Origin of the sequence: Nocardia sp. NPDC051570, assembly GCF_044454005.1 — a bacterium.
In the GTDB taxonomy this organism is placed as follows: domain Bacteria; phylum Actinomycetota; class Actinomycetes; order Mycobacteriales; family Mycobacteriaceae; genus Nocardia.
In genome coordinates, this window is the sequence record NZ_JBITDI010000011.1 from 82,978 (window position 1) to 99,764 (window position 16,787).

At 66.4% G+C, this 16,787-nt stretch carries 11 protein-coding genes; 8 read left to right on the top strand and 3 right to left on the bottom strand.

Going from position 1 to position 16,787, the window contains the following annotated elements:
• Positions 1-31: 31 nt before the first annotated feature.
• Positions 32-6,367, bottom strand: a complete 6,336-nt coding sequence (locus ACIA76_RS26545) for a hypothetical protein (protein WP_397155212.1) — start codon at positions 6,365-6,367, stop codon at positions 32-34.
• 17 nt (positions 6,368-6,384) lie between these two features.
• Entirely contained in the window at positions 6,385-6,882 is a 498-nt protein-coding gene (locus tag ACIA76_RS26550; RefSeq protein ID WP_397155214.1) for a YbaB/EbfC family nucleoid-associated protein, read from the bottom strand.
• Positions 6,883-7,110: 228 nt separating this feature from the next.
• Here ACIA76_RS26550 and ACIA76_RS26555 point away from each other — a divergent pair, with 228 nt between their 5' ends.
• From ACIA76_RS26555 to ACIA76_RS26580, 6 genes are read left to right on the top strand one after another with little or no spacing between them, the layout of a single operon-like run.
• Positions 7,111-7,533: a YbaB/EbfC family nucleoid-associated protein gene (locus ACIA76_RS26555; protein ID WP_397155216.1), complete on the top strand. Its 423-nt coding sequence runs from the start codon at positions 7,111-7,113 to the stop codon at positions 7,531-7,533.
• Complete coding sequence (locus ACIA76_RS26560; protein ID WP_397155218.1) at positions 7,530-7,835, top strand: hypothetical protein; 306 nt, start codon at positions 7,530-7,532, stop codon at positions 7,833-7,835. Before ACIA76_RS26555 ends, ACIA76_RS26560 begins: the two co-directional genes overlap by 4 nt.
• A 20-nt stretch (positions 7,836-7,855) precedes the next feature.
• On the top strand, positions 7,856-11,734 hold the full coding sequence (locus tag ACIA76_RS26565; RefSeq protein ID WP_397155220.1) for a hypothetical protein: 3,879 nt from the start codon (positions 7,856-7,858) through the stop codon (positions 11,732-11,734).
• A gap of 10 nt (positions 11,735-11,744) precedes the next feature.
• Entirely contained in the window at positions 11,745-12,233 is a 489-nt protein-coding gene (locus ACIA76_RS26570; protein WP_397155222.1) for a YbaB/EbfC family nucleoid-associated protein, read from the top strand.
• Between the two features lie 24 nt (positions 12,234-12,257).
• Complete coding sequence (locus ACIA76_RS26575; protein ID WP_397155224.1) at positions 12,258-13,583, top strand: hypothetical protein; 1,326 nt, start codon at positions 12,258-12,260, stop codon at positions 13,581-13,583.
• A gap of 14 nt (positions 13,584-13,597) precedes the next feature.
• Positions 13,598-14,341 (top strand): hypothetical protein, encoded by a 744-nt coding sequence (locus ACIA76_RS26580; RefSeq protein ID WP_397155226.1) that lies wholly within the window; start codon positions 13,598-13,600, stop codon positions 14,339-14,341.
• On the opposite strand, the gene ACIA76_RS26585 is transcribed toward ACIA76_RS26580, so the two are convergent.
• Positions 14,306-15,160 (bottom strand): hypothetical protein, encoded by an 855-nt coding sequence (locus ACIA76_RS26585; protein WP_397155228.1) that lies wholly within the window; start codon positions 15,158-15,160, stop codon positions 14,306-14,308. The genes ACIA76_RS26580 and ACIA76_RS26585 overlap by 36 nt on opposite strands.
• A gap of 292 nt (positions 15,161-15,452) precedes the next feature.
• Between ACIA76_RS26585 and ACIA76_RS26590 the strand changes: the two genes are divergently transcribed.
• Together ACIA76_RS26590 and ACIA76_RS26595 are read left to right on the top strand one after the other, a co-directional pair.
• Complete coding sequence (locus ACIA76_RS26590) at positions 15,453-15,872, top strand: hypothetical protein (protein ID WP_397155230.1); 420 nt, start codon at positions 15,453-15,455, stop codon at positions 15,870-15,872.
• Between the two features lie 108 nt (positions 15,873-15,980).
• Positions 15,981-16,760 (top strand): ArsR/SmtB family transcription factor, encoded by a 780-nt coding sequence (locus ACIA76_RS26595; RefSeq protein ID WP_397155657.1) that lies wholly within the window; start codon positions 15,981-15,983, stop codon positions 16,758-16,760.
• The last annotated feature ends 27 nt before the right edge of the window (positions 16,761-16,787 follow it).

Consider the following 16,787-nt stretch of genomic DNA (forward strand, 5'->3'; position numbering starts at 1 on the left):
CATCACGTCATTGCATTCGGTCGAGTCTTCGTCAGCGGTCGGGTGCGGCCGGATCGGTTCCGGGCACCGCCGTCTGGGGTGGCGGTGTCGGCTTGTCCCGCGAGCGTGCCTGGGCGCCAAGGGATTCTCCCAGCGTGAACATGACGTCCACATCGGCCTGGGGCGCATTGGGCTCGGGTTCCTGCTCGCCCTCGGCGGGTAGCACCACCGCCTTCGGCGGCTTGCGCCGTTTCCGGTCGTCCTTCTTGCGGTCCTTCTTACGTTCCTGCCGCTTCTCGGCCTCGGTCTGGGACCGGCCGCCGGGTGCGCCGCCGCCGGGCGAGGCGGGGGCACCGCTTGAGCCCGGGGAGCTCGCGGCGTTCTGCGCGGCCTGGTCCTGCGCCGCCGGGGGATTGGGCAACGCCGGATCCTGGGCTCCCGTCGAATCGGGCGATCCATCGAATCCATTGGACGACAGAGTATCTCCGGAGTCACCGGATGTGGACAGCTGTTCGGGTGATTGGCTGTACGGCACGTTCGGGCCGCCGCGACCGTCGCTCTCGGACGTTCCCGAACTGCCGGAGCCGCCCGATGTTGCGGAGCCACCGGAACCGTCCGAGGAGCCGGAACCCCCGGAGTTGCCCGAGGAGTCGGCACTGCCGGAGTTGCCCGGCGTCTGGGAGCCCGGGGCTCCGCTCCGGTCGTGGCCCGACGGTGCACCCGAATCCGAGCCCGCGCCAAGCCCATTCATCGCCCCCGGCCCGCTCTGCGCCAGCCCGTCCAGCATTCCCGGCGCGGACAGCGACTCCAGCCCGTTCGGTATGCCGAGGGCGTTGAGCAGCGACGACAGCGCGGGATTCGCGGCGGACAGCACCGGGTTCAACAGATTCGACAGGCCCGACAGCCCGGACAGGTCACCCAGGCCCGACAGGCCCCCCGCACCCGAGAGGCCGTTGAGACCCGACAGCAGCCCGCCCAGGCCCGACAGGCCCGCGAGCCCGCCCCCGCCCGGCAGACTGTTCAATGCCGACAGCAGATCCGAAAGCCCCTGCAGCTCAGCCGCACCCGAGCCGCCCAGCAGAGCCGACAGCTGCTGCGGCGACAGATTCGACAGCCCGCCCAGCAGATTCGACAGGCCGGGCAGATTCGACAGGCCCGCCAGCTGCGCGGCCGAAAGGTTCGACAGTCCAGTCAGATTCGGTCCGGTCAGGTTCGACAGCGCCGACAGGCCCGCCAGCTGCGCGGCCGACAGGTTCGACAGTGCGCTCAGGTTCGGCATCCCGGGCAGATTCGACAGGTTCGATAATCCGGACAGCTGCGCCGAAAGGTGGGACAGCCCGGGCAGATTCGGCACGCGCAGGTTCGACAGCGCCGAGAGCCCCGCCAGCTGCCGCGCGGTCAGTGCGCTCAGATCCGGCGGTACGGGGGAGTAGTGGCCCCAGTTGTTCGACCACGGCGGAGCGAACTGATAGGGCGGTGGCGTCCAAGTGAACGGTGGCGGAGTCCAAGTGGGCGGCGGGGTCCAATTGTTCGGCGGCGGAGTCCAATCCGGTGGCGGCTGGGGCAGATCGGGCATCGGCATGAACTGTAGCGCCGCGGGCGCGATGGGCGCCTGGTAGAACGCCGGATCCGGTGGTTTCGGATAATGCGGCAGATGCGGGGGGAGGTTGCCGACCAGATCGCGGCCGCGGATGTTCGGGCTGTCCCGGTCGACCGGCTCGTGCTGGGTCCCGTCGGGATCGTTGACGTGCACCTTCCCCTTGTCGTCGACGGTCCATGTCGTACCGTCGGGGCGACTGCCCTCCGATGTCCCGTCCTTGTCGGTCACCCGCACGGAACCGTCGGAGCGGATCTCCTGGATCGAGCCGTCCGGCTTGCCGACCCCGATCATCCCGTCGGGTCGCGTCTCACGCGTAATCCCTTGCTGGTCGGTGAATTTCACCCCGCCGTGACCGGCCTCCGATACCGAATCGCTGTGGAAGACCTTGAAGCCGTCGGGGGTGTTCTCCAGGGTGGCGCCGTTGGATAGTTTCACGGTGCCACCCTGGGATTCGATCGGGGACCTGTCGCCGCCGGGATCCTTCCCGGGCCCGGTCACCCGCACCGCGCCCTTGGCGTTCTTCTCATAGGTGGTGCCGCCCGGATCGGTGACCGTGATGGTGCCCTTGGCAGTCACCTCCAGTGCGGTGCCGTCGGGTCGGCCCAGGCTGATCCCGGGCGGTCGCTCGGTGAGCCGGTCGATGAAGCCCATGCCGTCGGGCGCCTTGTGGACCGCGGTCGTGGACCCGTCCGGATAGGTGGTGTTCCGCCCGCCCAGCGGGTTGCCCGGATCGTTGAACGTGTGGACGGTGCCGTCGGGGCCCTTGACCATGACCGAGCCGTCGTGGGTGAGGGTCTGCTCGGTGCCGTCGTGGCCGGACACCGTCGTGGGTTTGTCCGATCCGGTCTGCAGCACGGTGCCGCTGGACTTGGACACCGTGACGTCGCCGCTCGGTTGTTCGAAACTCGTTGTGCCATCGGGTTTGACGGTGGTGACGGTCCCGTCGGGCGCTGTGGTCCGCACCGAGCCGTCGGGCGCGATGCTGTGCGAGGTCCAGTCGGGTCGACTGAGGTGGATCGAATGATCGGAATCGACCGTGATCAGGTGCTCGGGATCATCGGGGTGGCCGAGGTGGATCTTCTTATCGCCGTCGACCGTGAAGTGCGTGCCGTCCGGCGCGGTGATGTGGACGTCGTCGCCGTCCTTGTGCCAGTTCGCCCCGCTGTCCTTCCAGTTCGACTTCGAGCCCGATTCCTTACCCCCGGAACCGAATCCGGTCTTCGAACCGTCCCCGGCGACGAAGTTCGCCGAGCCGTCGGGTTCGACAGTGACCGTGGCGCCGTCGGAGCCCGTGGTCTTGACCGAACCGTCGGATCCGACCTCGACCTTGACCGTCGTGCCGTCGGGGCCGTCGAATTCGACGGAGTGATTCTCGGTGTCGACGGTGAAACGCTGGGGGTCGTCGACACCGCGGCCCACCCGCACCTTGCCGCCCTCGGGTTCGATGAAATGCATTGTGCCGTCCGGAGAGCCGATCAGCAGCTGGTTGTCCGCGTTCTTGTTCCACGATCCCCGATCGGTCGGCACCGTATGGCTGGCGCCGTCGGGGTGGGTGACCACGGTGGGCCGGTCCGGCCCGAATTCGATCTTCGTGCCGCCCGGGTCGTGCTTGGTCGTATGCCCGTCGGGTCCGGCGAATTCCGTTGTGCCGCCGGACTTCACGGTGGTGGACGAACCATCGGGCCCGCGGGTGACCACCGTGCCGTCGGACCGGATCGTGGTCGAGGTCCGATCCGGGCGGCCGAAGGTCTGTTCGCCGAACCGACCGGCGCCGTTGCCCGCCTTACCGGCGGTGGTTCCGGTGGGATTGCCGTCGGCGTCGACGAATTCGACCGATGTGGTGTCGGGGGAGAACTTGATCCCATGGTCGTCGCCGGGGCGGATGACCGTGATGTTTCCGTCGGAGTCGACCGTGTGGTGGGTGCCGTCCTGCGAGACGACCGTGAAGCCGCCGTCGTCGTGGCCGACCCAGCTCTGCCGATCGGTCGGCACCGTGTGCACGGTGCCGTCCGGCGTGGTGACCACCGTGGGGCGGCCCGGTCCGGATTCGACCTTGGTGCCGTCGGGCTGATAGGACGTCTTCGCGCCGTCCGACGACCGATATTCGTATCCGCCATCGGGTTTCACCGTGACGGTCGAACCGTTCGAGCCGGTGAACTTCACCGATCCGTCGGGCCGGAAGGTGTGCGGGGTCGCGGCCCCGCCGCCGTCGTGCGCGCCCGGTACACCGACGAATACGATGCCGTCCTGGACCCGGACCTCCGTGCCGTCGTCGAGCCGAATGGTGAAGGTGCCGTCGCGGTTGCGCTTCCAGCCCGGTCCGTGATCGCCGTCGCCGCGTGACCCACGGCTCGTGCCCGCGGATCCGCCGAATCCACTGTCGTCGTGCACGTCCGCACCCGCGTGCGGGCCTGCGGTATCCGAGCCGCTACCGCCGTGTGCGCGAGATCCGTACGGGGCCAACTGGTTGTCGGCCTGCGGTGACGAACTGCCACCGGAGGCCCCGGACCGGCCGCCGGTGCCGCCCGGCGTCGGGCTCGCGGTGGGCCTGTTCGACGCCGGGGCCGATCCGTCGCCCGGATTGCTCACCGGGGTACGAGTATTCGTCGTCGGCGCGGATCTGCTGTCGTTCGCCGAGTCCGTCGAGGAGGCCGATACCGGATTGCGTATTCCGGAATTGGTGTCGCTCGACGCTCGGGAGGGTGTGCCGCCCGAACCCTGCCGGTTGCCACCGGTATTCGTCGTCGAGCTGTCTGTCGATCCCGGACGGCCGCTCTGATCTCCGGCTCCGGCCGAGACGGGACGCGGTCCCGATTGGCCTGCGGGACGGGGTGATTCGTCGGTGCTCGACGAGGATGTGCTCGCATCGCTCCCGGTGCGCACGGGCGGGCGCGGCGCGGCGCCGTCGCCGGTGCTGTTCGCCGAGACTCCGGATGTAACGGGCTTCTGGTCTCCGCCGGAGGGCAGGGAGGATCGCTGTCCTCCGGCGGAGCTGTCGATCGGCGTGGATTTCTCGCTGCCACCGGTGGAACTGTCGATGGGCGTGGACTTCTGGCTGCCACTACTCGAACTGTCGATCGGCGTGGACTTTTGGCCGCTGCTGGAGCTGTCGATGGGCGTGGCCTTTTGGCCGCCGCCAGTCGAACTGTCGATCGGCGTGGATTTCTGGCCGCTGCTGGAGCTGTCGATCGGCGAGGACTTCTGGCCACCACCACTCGAACTGTCGATGGGCGAGGACTTCTGGCCACCACCGGTGGAACTGTCTACGGGCGAAGACTTCTGCCCGTCCCCACCGCCCGAAGTGGTGATGGGCGTGGACTGCTGCTCGTCTCCGCCGGCCGAACCCTTGATAGGCGAGGACGTCTGATTGCCGCCATTGCCGGTCGATCCGGACGCGGGGACGGTCCGATTGGCACCCTCCGGCGAATTCCCCTGTCCCTCGGGCGAATTCCCGGTCGGCGAGGACTTCTGACCGCCGCCCGCCGTCTTCGAATCCACCGGCGGCTGGTGTCCGCCATTCGCCGAACCCTCGCCGGTGGGCGATTGCCCGCCATTGGCCCGGGCATCGTTCGAGCCGGTGAAGTCTCGACCGCCGCCCGTCGAATTCCCGGCGGGGAAGGTCCGATTGCCGCCGCCGGAATGCTCACCGTCGGGCAGGGACAATGGGCCGCCGCCGGAGCCGCGCGGGTTGAATGTGTTGTCCTCGCCCAGGAATCCGGTCGGGGTCGTCGAGGGCGAATGGTCCCCCGACCCGGAGGGGAACCCATGTCCGTCCGGGAGACCGAAACCTCGGCCGCCGCCACCTTCCGGATCGAACGACCCGATCTCGAAGTTCTTGTTCCCCCCGGGGAATTCGATATGGCCTCGGAATCCCCGGATACCACCACCGATACCGCCGCCTGCCGCGCTGCCCACCCAGCCGTGCGGACTGGTGAGACCCTCGGTGAAATCGCCCGTGACGACACCCGCGGCCACATTCGCCGCGACATTGCCGAATGCGCCACCCACCGCGCCGATGACTATGCCGTTCCCCGTGCGGATCCACGGGTTGGTCATATCGCCGAACAACTTCCCGGTTCCCTTGCCGAGGAAGTCACCGATGAACTTCCCGGCCCCGGCCGCGGCGGCGCCACCCAGTACGGCCGCGCCGAACTCCTTGGCGTCGAAGCTCTTCCGCGTGCCCCCCGCCATCTGGCCCAGCTGTACGCCCGCATCGATACCGGCGGAGATCAGCGCCGCCTCGAAGATCTTGGCCACCCAGCCCTTGGCCAGATTGGCGAACTTCTCACCGAAGACGCGCAGCACCTGTCCGACGATCTTGTCCTCGATGAATCTCGCCATGAATCGGACGATCGCCTGCGTGGTGCCCACGGCGGCGGCCTCGACCGCCGGTGCGGTCGGTGGGAACATCCAGGCCCAGAAGATCTCGATGGCCAGGGCGATCAGCGAAATGATGACCATCAGCTTCGCCGCTTCGACCTGAGTCGCCATATCGAAGGCCGCATCGCCGACCGAATCCATGAATGTGGCAAGGGAATCCAAGGATTGATCGCCGGTCAGAATGCCGTCGAACATGGAGCCGATACTCTTGGAACCGTCTCCGGAACTATAGGCATGGACGGCCATATTCTTGGCGGTCTCGACATCCGGAATGACCGCGCGCAGCCCGCTGGCGGCGTCCTTCCACGCCCGCGATACCTCGCGGATTACGGTTTCGTCACCCTCGGGCCATTCGGTGCCCGCGACATAGCCCAACCAAGCCAATTCGGGCGGCAGATAGAGTCCCATAGCGGTTCAACCAGCACCTACCGGTCGGTGTCATTGATCATCGAGCGCCGAGATCGGAAGTCCTCCACATTCTCGTACGCCGGCGCCGGCTCGTCGTGATGACGCACGCGCGAACCCGGCGGCGCGGTGGAGACCGGCGGCACGGTGGGCATCATAGAGCCCAGATCCGGTGCGCCCTCCAACATTTCCGACAGACGCGGCAGCCGGGCCTTGCGTTCACGCAGCGGTTCCATGAGTTCCCGCGCCATCCCCTGGACCTTCTGGGCGGCCGCCTGGACCGATTGGGTCATCGCCACTGCGATCTCTTCGTAGCTGAGGTCCTTGACATCGTCGGCGAACTTCGTCTCGATGAGAATGCCATCGGCATTGACGGTGACGAATATCCGCTTGTCACAGGCGCTGACGGTGGCCGTGAGGCGAGCCCGATTACGTTGAATCTCGGCGATGCCAGACATTTGCTCGGACAATGCCTCCATCATCATCGCGGCATCGGCCTTCAATCGCTCATTGCTCATCGGCAACCTCCACGCCCAAATGTTAGACCCACACCGACCCTCCCGCACGCCGGAAGTTAACCCATCGTTGCCGGTCTCCGGACCTTTTCTGGCACATTGTTGGATCGTTGTTCGCACATGGTACGCGGTACCGGACATGTTGCGGTAACCTGCGTTCCAGGTGACCTGCGCTGCGCCGCCCGTCCGTCGGGTCACGCTGACATGTATAGGGCGAGAGGAGGATTCGCTATGGTAGAAGACAGGGCACGATCCTCCGCGAGGACTCCGGAGGACGTCGAGGAACAGCAGCGTGAAATCGCGGCACTCGAAAGTCGGCGAAAGTTGCTGACCGCCACCGCATTGGCCTGCGACAAGCGGATCAAGGTTACCGTGAATGCCGATGGTCTGCTCATCGAGACGAAGTTCTCCGCCGATATCGGCGACCTCTCGTATGCCGAAGTCGCCGAGGCGCTTCCGATCGCCGTGCGCGCCGCTGCGCGCGAGGTCACCAGAAAGGGCCGCGCCCTGATGTGGCCATTGCTGGAGCGGGATACCGAGATTCCGGTCATGGCCAAGGACGTGGGCATCACGGGTCCCGGCGCATCGGTGCCACTGACGATGATGCCGAGCGATATACCCGCAAGCCTGCGTGAACCCGAGGAGTTGCAATGACGCAACCGATTGAAGTCGATCCGACCAAACTGGAAAATGCCGGGCATCATATGCTTTCGGTGCGCGACAAGATGGACGGTATCGTCGGTAAGTTGAAGAGTTCCGTGGGCGCGGCCGGTACGGAGACGTGGGGTAACGACAAGTTCGGGAAGGGATTCGCCGACGGTGATGACGGCTATCTCGAGTCTCGAACCGAACTGCTTTCCGGCGCTGACGAAACGGTGAAATCGTTGCAGCAGTTCGGACAGGGCATGATCGACGGTGCCGGCGAACTGCGGAAAGCCGACACCCCGGGCGCATAGCAGAAAGTACGCGATTCGCTATGTCCCTCTACCTACCCCCCGAACTGCGCTGGCTGTCCTATATCGGCGGCGCCGAATGGCCCGATGGCGACGAGGACAAGATGTTCGCCATGGGTGACGAATGGAAAGCCGCCGCGAAGGCGCTGCACGACCTCGTCGCCGAAATCGAAACCGTCATGAACGAGACGCTGGCCGCGTATCCCTCCGGCGCGGGCCAGGATTCGGTGCGCGCCGAGATGACGAAGCTGATCACCGGCGATCATTCCCTCGATCAGCTCGCGAAACTGATGGACCAGATCGGACAGTCGACCCGTAATTCGGGTACGACGATGGAACAGACCAAGCTCATGGTCATTCTGACGTTGGCGCTGCTCGCGGGCGAGATCTTCATGGCCTGGCTGTTCCCGCCCACGGCCCCGGCCGTGGAGGCCGCCGCCATCGGCGCGACGCGCGCCTTCCTGTGGCGCATGGGCCGCGCGGTGGAGACCTTCCTGACATCGATTCCCGGAGTCGGGAAGCTCATCGGCAAGTTCATCAAGTTCATCAAGATCATCCCCGATATCCCTGGTAAGGCAGGGGATCTGCTGGCGAATCCGATCGGCCTCGGCGTTCGCAAGATCACCCCGGGCAAGACCTTCCTGGACCTGGCGCCGAAGAGTTGGGCGAACAATCCGTTCACCCGCGACGTTCTCGACGTGATGCCGGACGAATTCGTCAAGTGGCTGGTCAAAAGCGGTGTGAACGTGGGCATCTGGTCCGGTAGCCAGGATTTCTTCGTGCAGACCATCCAGATCGCCAAGGGGCATCGCGACGGGTACAACGTGCAGGAGATCGGCCTGTCGATGGGTTCGTCGATGGTCGGAAAGTGGGCCAGCCATCTCCCGGCGGTCTACTTTCAGAAGTGGGGCGGTGACCTTTTCAAGAACTTCGGCGTCGACCCGACCCGGGGGTGGGCGGGCATGGCCAACGGCGCGGTCGCGGGCGCGGCGACGAATGTGGTCAGCGGGATGGCGGGCGGTGTGCTGTACACCGTGGTGGCGGGCGGTAACTACCTCGACAACATCAGTACCGGCCTCATCGGCGGCGCCACGCAGGGTGCGATCACCGGCGGCCAACGCGGCCATATCGGCCAATTGGGTGGAAAGCCCGGCCTGGGTGCGGAGTTCACGGCCACGCATCCGGAATTGAATGTGCCACTGCAGAATCTGGGCGGCGGCGGGAATCAGCATCAGCTCGGCGGGGGAGGGAATCAGCACGGTGGCAACATCGGCGGTGGTGGCAATCCGGCCCACGGCACCGGTGGCGGCAACACCGGACCGGGCGGCGGCAACGTGGCCCACGGTGCGGGCGGTAATCAGGGGCAGCCGCCTCCGCGGACGTTCGAACAGCGGCAGAAGGATCTGCTCGATCAGCACGAACGCAACTACTCCACGGCCCGGGGACTGGATCGCCAGGACCAGAACCCCTTCGCGCGCCAGGCCCGGAATCTGACGCCTTTCCGCCCCCGCCCGGACGAGTATCAGGTCAATCGCACTGTCGAGGTCCAACGGCATCGCGCGGAGATGGACGCGCTGAACACCAGCCATAAGGCGGATATCGCCGAGGAGCATGCGGAGGCCGCCGAACAACGCGCTCAGGACGCCGCGAATGCCCATGCGGGCGATGCGAATACGCGCCAGGAGATCGCGAATCAGGCCCGCGCGCAGGCGGATCAGGCGCGAACGGACGCCACTGACGCCCAGGCCAGGCTCGACGGCTTCCGCAACGATCCGAACGTGCAGGATTCGCTCAACAACGTCGCCAATGCCGTACCGGCGCACAACAATCCGGAGCAGAACGCCACGACGCCACCGAATCAGCGGAACCCACCGGAGCATCCGACGCAGCGGCAGCTGGACCAGGCCGATCATCAGGTGGATCAGCGCCGTCAGGACTTCAACAGGGCGCTGGACGCGCGCCAGGCCGCGAACACCGCTGTGCAGCAACGCCTCAACGCGAGTCAGAACACCCTCGACGGGCTCGACACCAGACGCGCACCCCTGCAGCAGCAGTTGACCGACGCCCGCAACGCGCACGCCGACGCCGTGCAACAGGTCGCCGATCTGAAGCAGCAGCTGAAACAGCCTGGGAACGCGGGTAATCAGGGGCTGAAGGATCAACTCACGCAGGCCGAGCGCAACGTGATCACCGAGCGACGGAATGTGGAGGGTTCCGAAAGCGCTGTGCGGCACGTCGATCGCGATATAGCCAAGCATCAGGGACCGCTCGACAGCGCGCTGGATGCGCAGAAGAAGGCGACCGAGGCATTGGACAAGGCGAAGACCAACTTCGATGAGGCCCTCGCATACCAGGAGCAGATCCATGGTCAGCAGGCCACGCCACCGCCGACCGCGCAGGAGGCGCACGATACGGTCACTCAGCACGGCGCCGATGTCGATAACGCGCGCAACACCGTGACCCAGCATGGCGCGAATGTCGACGACGCCCGCAACACCGTGAATCAGCACGGCGCGAATGTCGATGACGCGCGCAACATCGTGAATCAACATGGTGCGAACGTCGATGACGCGCGCAACACGGTCACCCAGCATGGCGCGAATGTCGACGACGCCCGCAACACCGTGAACGAGCACGGCGCGAACGTCGATGACGCGCGCAACACCGTCGCCCAGCACGGTGCGAACGTGGACAACGCCCGTAACACGGTGACCCAGCACGGCGGCAATGTCGACAACGCGCGGAACACCGTGAATCAGCACGGCGGCAACGTCGATAACGCGCGGAATACTGTGACCCAGCACGGCGCGAACGTCGATGACGCGCGGAATACCGTCGCCGAGCACGGCGCGAATGTCGACAATGCCCGCAACACCGTCGCCCAGCATGGCGCGAATGTCGACAACGGCCGCAATACCGTGGCCCAGCACGGTGCGAATGTCGATGATGCGCGCAATACCGTGACCCAGCACGGTGACGCCGTCGACAATGCCCGAAACACGTTGGGCACCAACCCGAACGATGCCGACGCCCAGAACATCGTGAATCAGCACGGCGCGGATGTCGACAACGCGCGTAACACGATCACTCAGCACGGCGCGAATGTGGACAACGCCCGCAATACCGTGACCCAGCACGGAACCAATGTCGACAACGCGCGTAACACGATCACTCAGCACGGCGCGGATGTCGACAACGCCCGCAACACCGTGACCCAGCACGGAACCAACGTCGACAACGCGCGCAACACCGTCACGCAACACGGTGCCACTGTCGACAACGCCCGCACGACGATCGCCCAGCACGGTGCCAATGTCGACAACGCGCGCAACACGATCACTCAGCACGGCGGCAACGTCGACAACGCCCGCGCCACCGTGAACCGGCAGGGCGGCAATGTCGACAACGCGCGCAACACCATCACCCAACACGGCACGAATGTCGACAACTCCCGCAACACCGTCACCCAACACGGCGCGAATGTGGACAACTCCCGCGCCACCGTGACCCAGCACGGCGGCAATGTCGACAACGCCCGCAATATCGTGACCCAGCACGGCGCGAACGTCGATGCCGCGCGCAACACCGTCACTCAGCACGGCGCGAATGTCGATCGCGCCCGCCCGACGGTGCGCATGGACAACCAGCGGCAGGCCTTCGAGGCGCTGGATCTCGCGAGCGTGAACGATGCCAGGGCCCGCGCGGAACTGGCTGCGTTCGAGGCGAGTTCGCGTTACGAGCGGATACTCGAGGAAGGCACTTATATGAGTGGCCGGGTCCGGGCCCGCAAGATCAAACTCGAACATCTGATGCCCGATCCGTTCGTCGCCCCGACCGCGCCGGATACGGACTTCTGGGTCGACCCGACGACCGCGCCGCCGCCGGCCGCGCTCCTTTTGTGAAAGGGTTCGCATGAGCAACGAGCAACTCAAGAACGATATGGCGACGGTCCTCGAGGGCCTGCGCGCGCAGCTCGGAGATATCACCGAGGCGCACCGCAAGCGGGCGGAGTTGACCGCGACGGCCGAACTGCACGACGGCCGAGTCGTCGTCACCGTGGATGCCGACGGCATCCTCACCGATGTGGAGTTCTCCGACGAGATCGACGATCTGTCCGATGACGAGATCGCAGCGGCGGTGACCATGGCCACCCAGCAGGCCGCGCAGGAGGCAGCCCGCCGGATGCGAGAGATGATGCAGCCCATGGTGGATCGCCGGGCGCGCTGGCCCAAACTCTCCGATCTGCTCGCGGGCGCGGTGGATTTCCAGGATCACATCCCCGGCGACTCCCGTGCGCCGTCCAGTCCGCCGGATTCGCCGGACCGCGACCCGAACGCCGCGCCGGTCGACATGTCGAGATCGGCTCGCTCGATCGTGTCCGACGACGACCATCGCCACTGACTCCGCTCGAGGACGGCCGACCAGATGAACAATGCCGAGACCACGGCGGGTGATGCCCCGTCCAGGACCGACGATCCGCCCGCGGCGGGCGGTGACGCGGGCGCCGCGCCCGATGTCATGTTCACCCTCGGTGGATTCGGCGGCACACCGGCGGCCGAACCCACCGCCTCGGCCGCCGATCCGCATCCGCCCCCGGTCGTATCCGAGCACCGCGAGCCGATCGTCGAAGTGGAGCAGCCCACCGAGGTCCCGGCCGATATCCCGAGTTACGCACGGAATCTCGCGCGCGCCATCGTCGAGGTTGTGCTGCCCGACGCACCCGCCGACTGGCAGCGTCTGGATCTGGTCTTCTCGGTCACCGTACGGACCATCGCGGCCGCGGCGGTGTTCACCGACGAACGCGACGACACCACCCAGATCACCGTGCCCCAGCAGGCCGGAGAGCTGGCCCAGCTGCTGCGCGAGGTGACCGTTCCGCTCACCGGCCACGCCTGGTGGCGAGTTCTGGTGCACTACACCGAATCCGACGGTGTCGAGCTCGAATACGATTACGGCGAGATCCCTTTCACCGGCGACGAGCTGCTCCCACCGCAGGCCTATCGCGAGGATCTCGAGTCCTACCCCCAGGATCGGCTGCCGGTGTGGCTCGCCGGGTATATCCATCACGACGACAGGCAGTCCCGGACGCCGCGTCAGGCCGTCATCGCGGCCCGCGCCGACCGCGACCGGGGCGTGGACGCGGTGCCGGTGGGCCTGCCGGATCCGCGGCTGATGTGGGCGCGCTGGGCGACCGTGGCCGCGGCGGCCGTCGCCGTCCGTTCCGAGGGCGGGCCGCGGATTCTCGGCGCGACCGGACTGTTCGAGGCGACCAACGGCAGCGGCTCGACGCTGCATCTGCTCGCCGGGCAGCGCGCGGTTCTGTCGGGCGGGTTGTGGGACGCACCCGCGCTCGAGGCCGCTTACAATAACGGCGCGGATCTGCCGAATTACTATGCGGGAGCGCCGGAATGGCTGGCCAACCCGATCCTGAACCAGCGTGCGGCCACGGGTCTGCTCTCGTTCTGCTACTGGTGGGACGGCACCGGCTGGTATCGCGGCGAATCACCCGAACCGGCGGAGATCGGCGCGGCCATTCCGGGACTGTGGACCACCGAGACGGTCGTCGATATCGTCTGCGCCGTCCTGGGTGAGACCGCGTCGCTTCCGGCGGTCGCCGAATTGGTCGATGCCGCCGAAACCCGCAGCGTCACCGCCGAAACGGTGTTGCGCGCCTTCGATATCGATACCGAAACCGATCTTGCCGGTGCGATGTATCAAATCGCACTGGCGGGTTTGACCGCAGAAAACTAGGAGAGTCGATCACCATGGACCCGTCCCGTTGCGTCGTACTCGTGCCGATCGGCAGCTATCTGGAACCCGGATGCGCCCGCGGCCTGGGCGAGCTCGAACGACGCGGCTATACGGTGCGTGGCGTATCCGGTTATGCCGCCATCGATCAGGGCCGCAGTCAGATGGCCACCGATGCGCTGCTGGACGGGTTCGACGCGCTGATGTGGATCGATTCCGATATCGGCTTCGACGCGGATTCGGTGGACCGGTTGCGCGAACACGATCTGCCCATCGTCTGTGGCATCTACCCGAAGAAGGGCGTGCGCGAATTGGCCTGCCATCTGATTCCGGGCACCAAGAACGTGCTGTTCGGTCAGGGCGGCGGGCTGATGGAAATCAAGTATGCCGCAACGGGTTTCCTGTACACCCAGCGTGTGGTGTACGAGACGATGATCGAACACGAGAAGCTGCCGATCTGTAATAAGCAGTTCGGGCGCGTCACCGTCCCGTACTTCCTGCCGATGATCAAGCCCGACGGTGAGAACCATTGGTATCTGGGGGAGGATTACGCGTTCTGTGAGCGCGCGTATCGCAGCGGTTTCCGGATCCTGGCCGATACCTCGATCCGCCTCACCCATATCGGCCGCCGCGACTACTCCTGGGAGGACGCGGGCACCGATTTCCCGCGTTACGCCACCTACAACTTCATGCTCCAGGGCGGCGACGATCAACCGCAGGCGGAGCTAGCGCAGGCCCCGCAGGGCCCAGCGGGCGAGTAGCGAGGGCGGTGGATTCCACGGCTCGTGATCGGCGGAGTCCCAAGCGTAGGAAGGGATTCCGTCGTGCAGGAGGTCGCGTAGGCCGGGGAGTCGCAGTTCGCGCGCGGACCAGTCGTACAGGTGCTCGATGCGGGGGCGGATCACGCCCACGTCGAGTAGATGACCGAATCCGTGCTCGAGTTCGACGAATCGGGCCACGTTCTCCCCGATCGGATACTGCGCCGGGAGCACCCGCGACAGGGACAGGAAGATGCCGGTCATCCCCAGTCGCGGGTCCCCGAGGGGCGGAGCCATCGGGGCGAGCCAGCCCAGTGCCAGGCGCGGCGCGGCGACCAGCGTGTGGGCGTAGAGGACCCGCATCAGAACGAGATTGACGCAGAACCGTTCGAGCCTGCCCTCGGCCCAGGCGAGGGGTTCGTGTTCGAGATAGGCGGAGACGACGCCGATGTTGTGCGCCCGGTACCAGGACTGCGCGGAGGGGCGGCAGATGAAATCGAGGGTCGCGAGCACGCTCGCGGAGGACGGGACGCCCGGATGTCCGCCGTGGATCGCGCGGGCCTCGCACAGATCGCGGAGCAGCTGCTCATTCACCGCGCGCCACCACGGGCTACCCGGCCGGGCGCCGTCGGTCGGCTCGAGCAGGCCGCGGCGCAGCTGCCAATTCATGAAGGTCAAGGCGGCGCGCCGATAGGGCAGATGCGGACTGCCCGGTTGCGGCAGACCCTCGTAGAGGCGGCGCATGAGTGCGTACCGAGCAGTGGCGTCGTCGCGGACCGCCGCCACCGCGGTTTCCGCATAGTCCACCGCCGAGCTTCGCACGCGGTGATTATGACAGTCGCGGCGGTGACAGGCCGTGTGGCCGTTGTGGTTCGGTGGCTGCGGTGTGGCACCGGCCCGGGTGACGCCGCCGTTGCGGATAGCGCGGGCGAGCGTTCGGCGTGGACGCCGAAGGATTCGGCCACGTCGCGGGCGTGATGTCGATCTTGTGTGGGCATGCGCACACTCCGCCCACTGGGCACTGGCCAGCGGGTACGCCTGTAACGGACCCACCATTCGGAAGCGATGGGTCCCACAGATCCCTATCAACGTCGATCGACAGAGGTGGTGTCAGTTGTTCAAGACAGCGAAGACTTTGCGACGAGTGACCCTCGGGGTGGCCGCGGCGGTGGCGACGGCCACGGTCCTGGTGGCCGGCGCCGGTACCGCGGCCGCCGACGAGTGGCCCGTGCAGCAGCCGAACAGCCCGGTCGAGGTATTCGATGCCCACGGCTTCCTCACGCCCACCGATCCCGGGTACTGGAATCCGCTCGATTCCAGCTACCGCATCACCTCGCCCTACGGGACGAGCACGCGGATCGCCTGCACCGCGTTCCATGGCGTGATCATGCGGTGCTGGCAGGCCGATCGGGACGGTAACCCGCACGAGCTGAAGCGGCTGCCGTTCAACTTCCCGGCGGTCGTGGGCTGGGGGCAGCCCGGCGGCGGCCCCAGCCATTTCGTCTACCCGGGATATCTGCCGTTCGTGAGCTGATCTCCGACCCTTCCGAGCGCCCCGAGCCGATCCACGGCTCGGGGCGCTCGCGTTTGCCCGTTGACTTATGCAGGTAAATGCCTGCATAATTGACGAGTGCATCCGGACATGGACGCGATCTTCAAGGCCTTGGCCGACCCCACCCGGCGGCTGGTGCTCGACCGCTTGCGCGAACACAACGGCCAGACGCTGCGCGAGTTGTGCGAGCGCGTGGAGATGGCCCGCCAGTCGCTTACGCAGCATCTGGACATCCTCGAGCGAGCCGGACTCGTCACCGTGCTGCGACGTGGGCGAGAACGGGTGCACTACATCAACCCGGCACCGATCCATGACATCGAACTGCGCTGGATCTCGGAATTCGACCAGCCCCGCCTGGACGCCCTCGGCGTCATCAGATATCGAGCAGAGGAGTCAGCCATGAGCACCGCGATACCGAACTACGTCTACGTCACCTACATTCGCGCCAGCGCCGAACAGGTCTGGCGGGCATTGACCGATGCGGATCTGACCGCGCGGTACTGGGGCCACGCCAATGTCTCGGATTGGCAACCGGGTTCGCCCTGGGAGCATCGCCGCGCCGACGGCTCGGGCGCCATCGACGTCGTCGGCAAGGTCCTCGAATCCGACCCGCCGACCCGCCTGGTCATCACCTTCGAGGATTCCCCGCACGTCGAACCCCCGCGCGCCCCCTCGATCGTCACCTTCCTCGTCGAACCCCACCACGACATCGTCCGCCTCACCGTCACCCACGAGAACCTGCCCAATCAGGAGATGTACCAAGGCATCTCGGACGGCTGGCCCGCCGTCCTGGCCAACCTCAAATCCCTCCTCGAAACCGGCGAGGTACTCCCACAGTCCCCCTGGGACATGTCCCGAGCCCACGCCTGACCCGAGTCCCGCAGTGGCACACTGTCA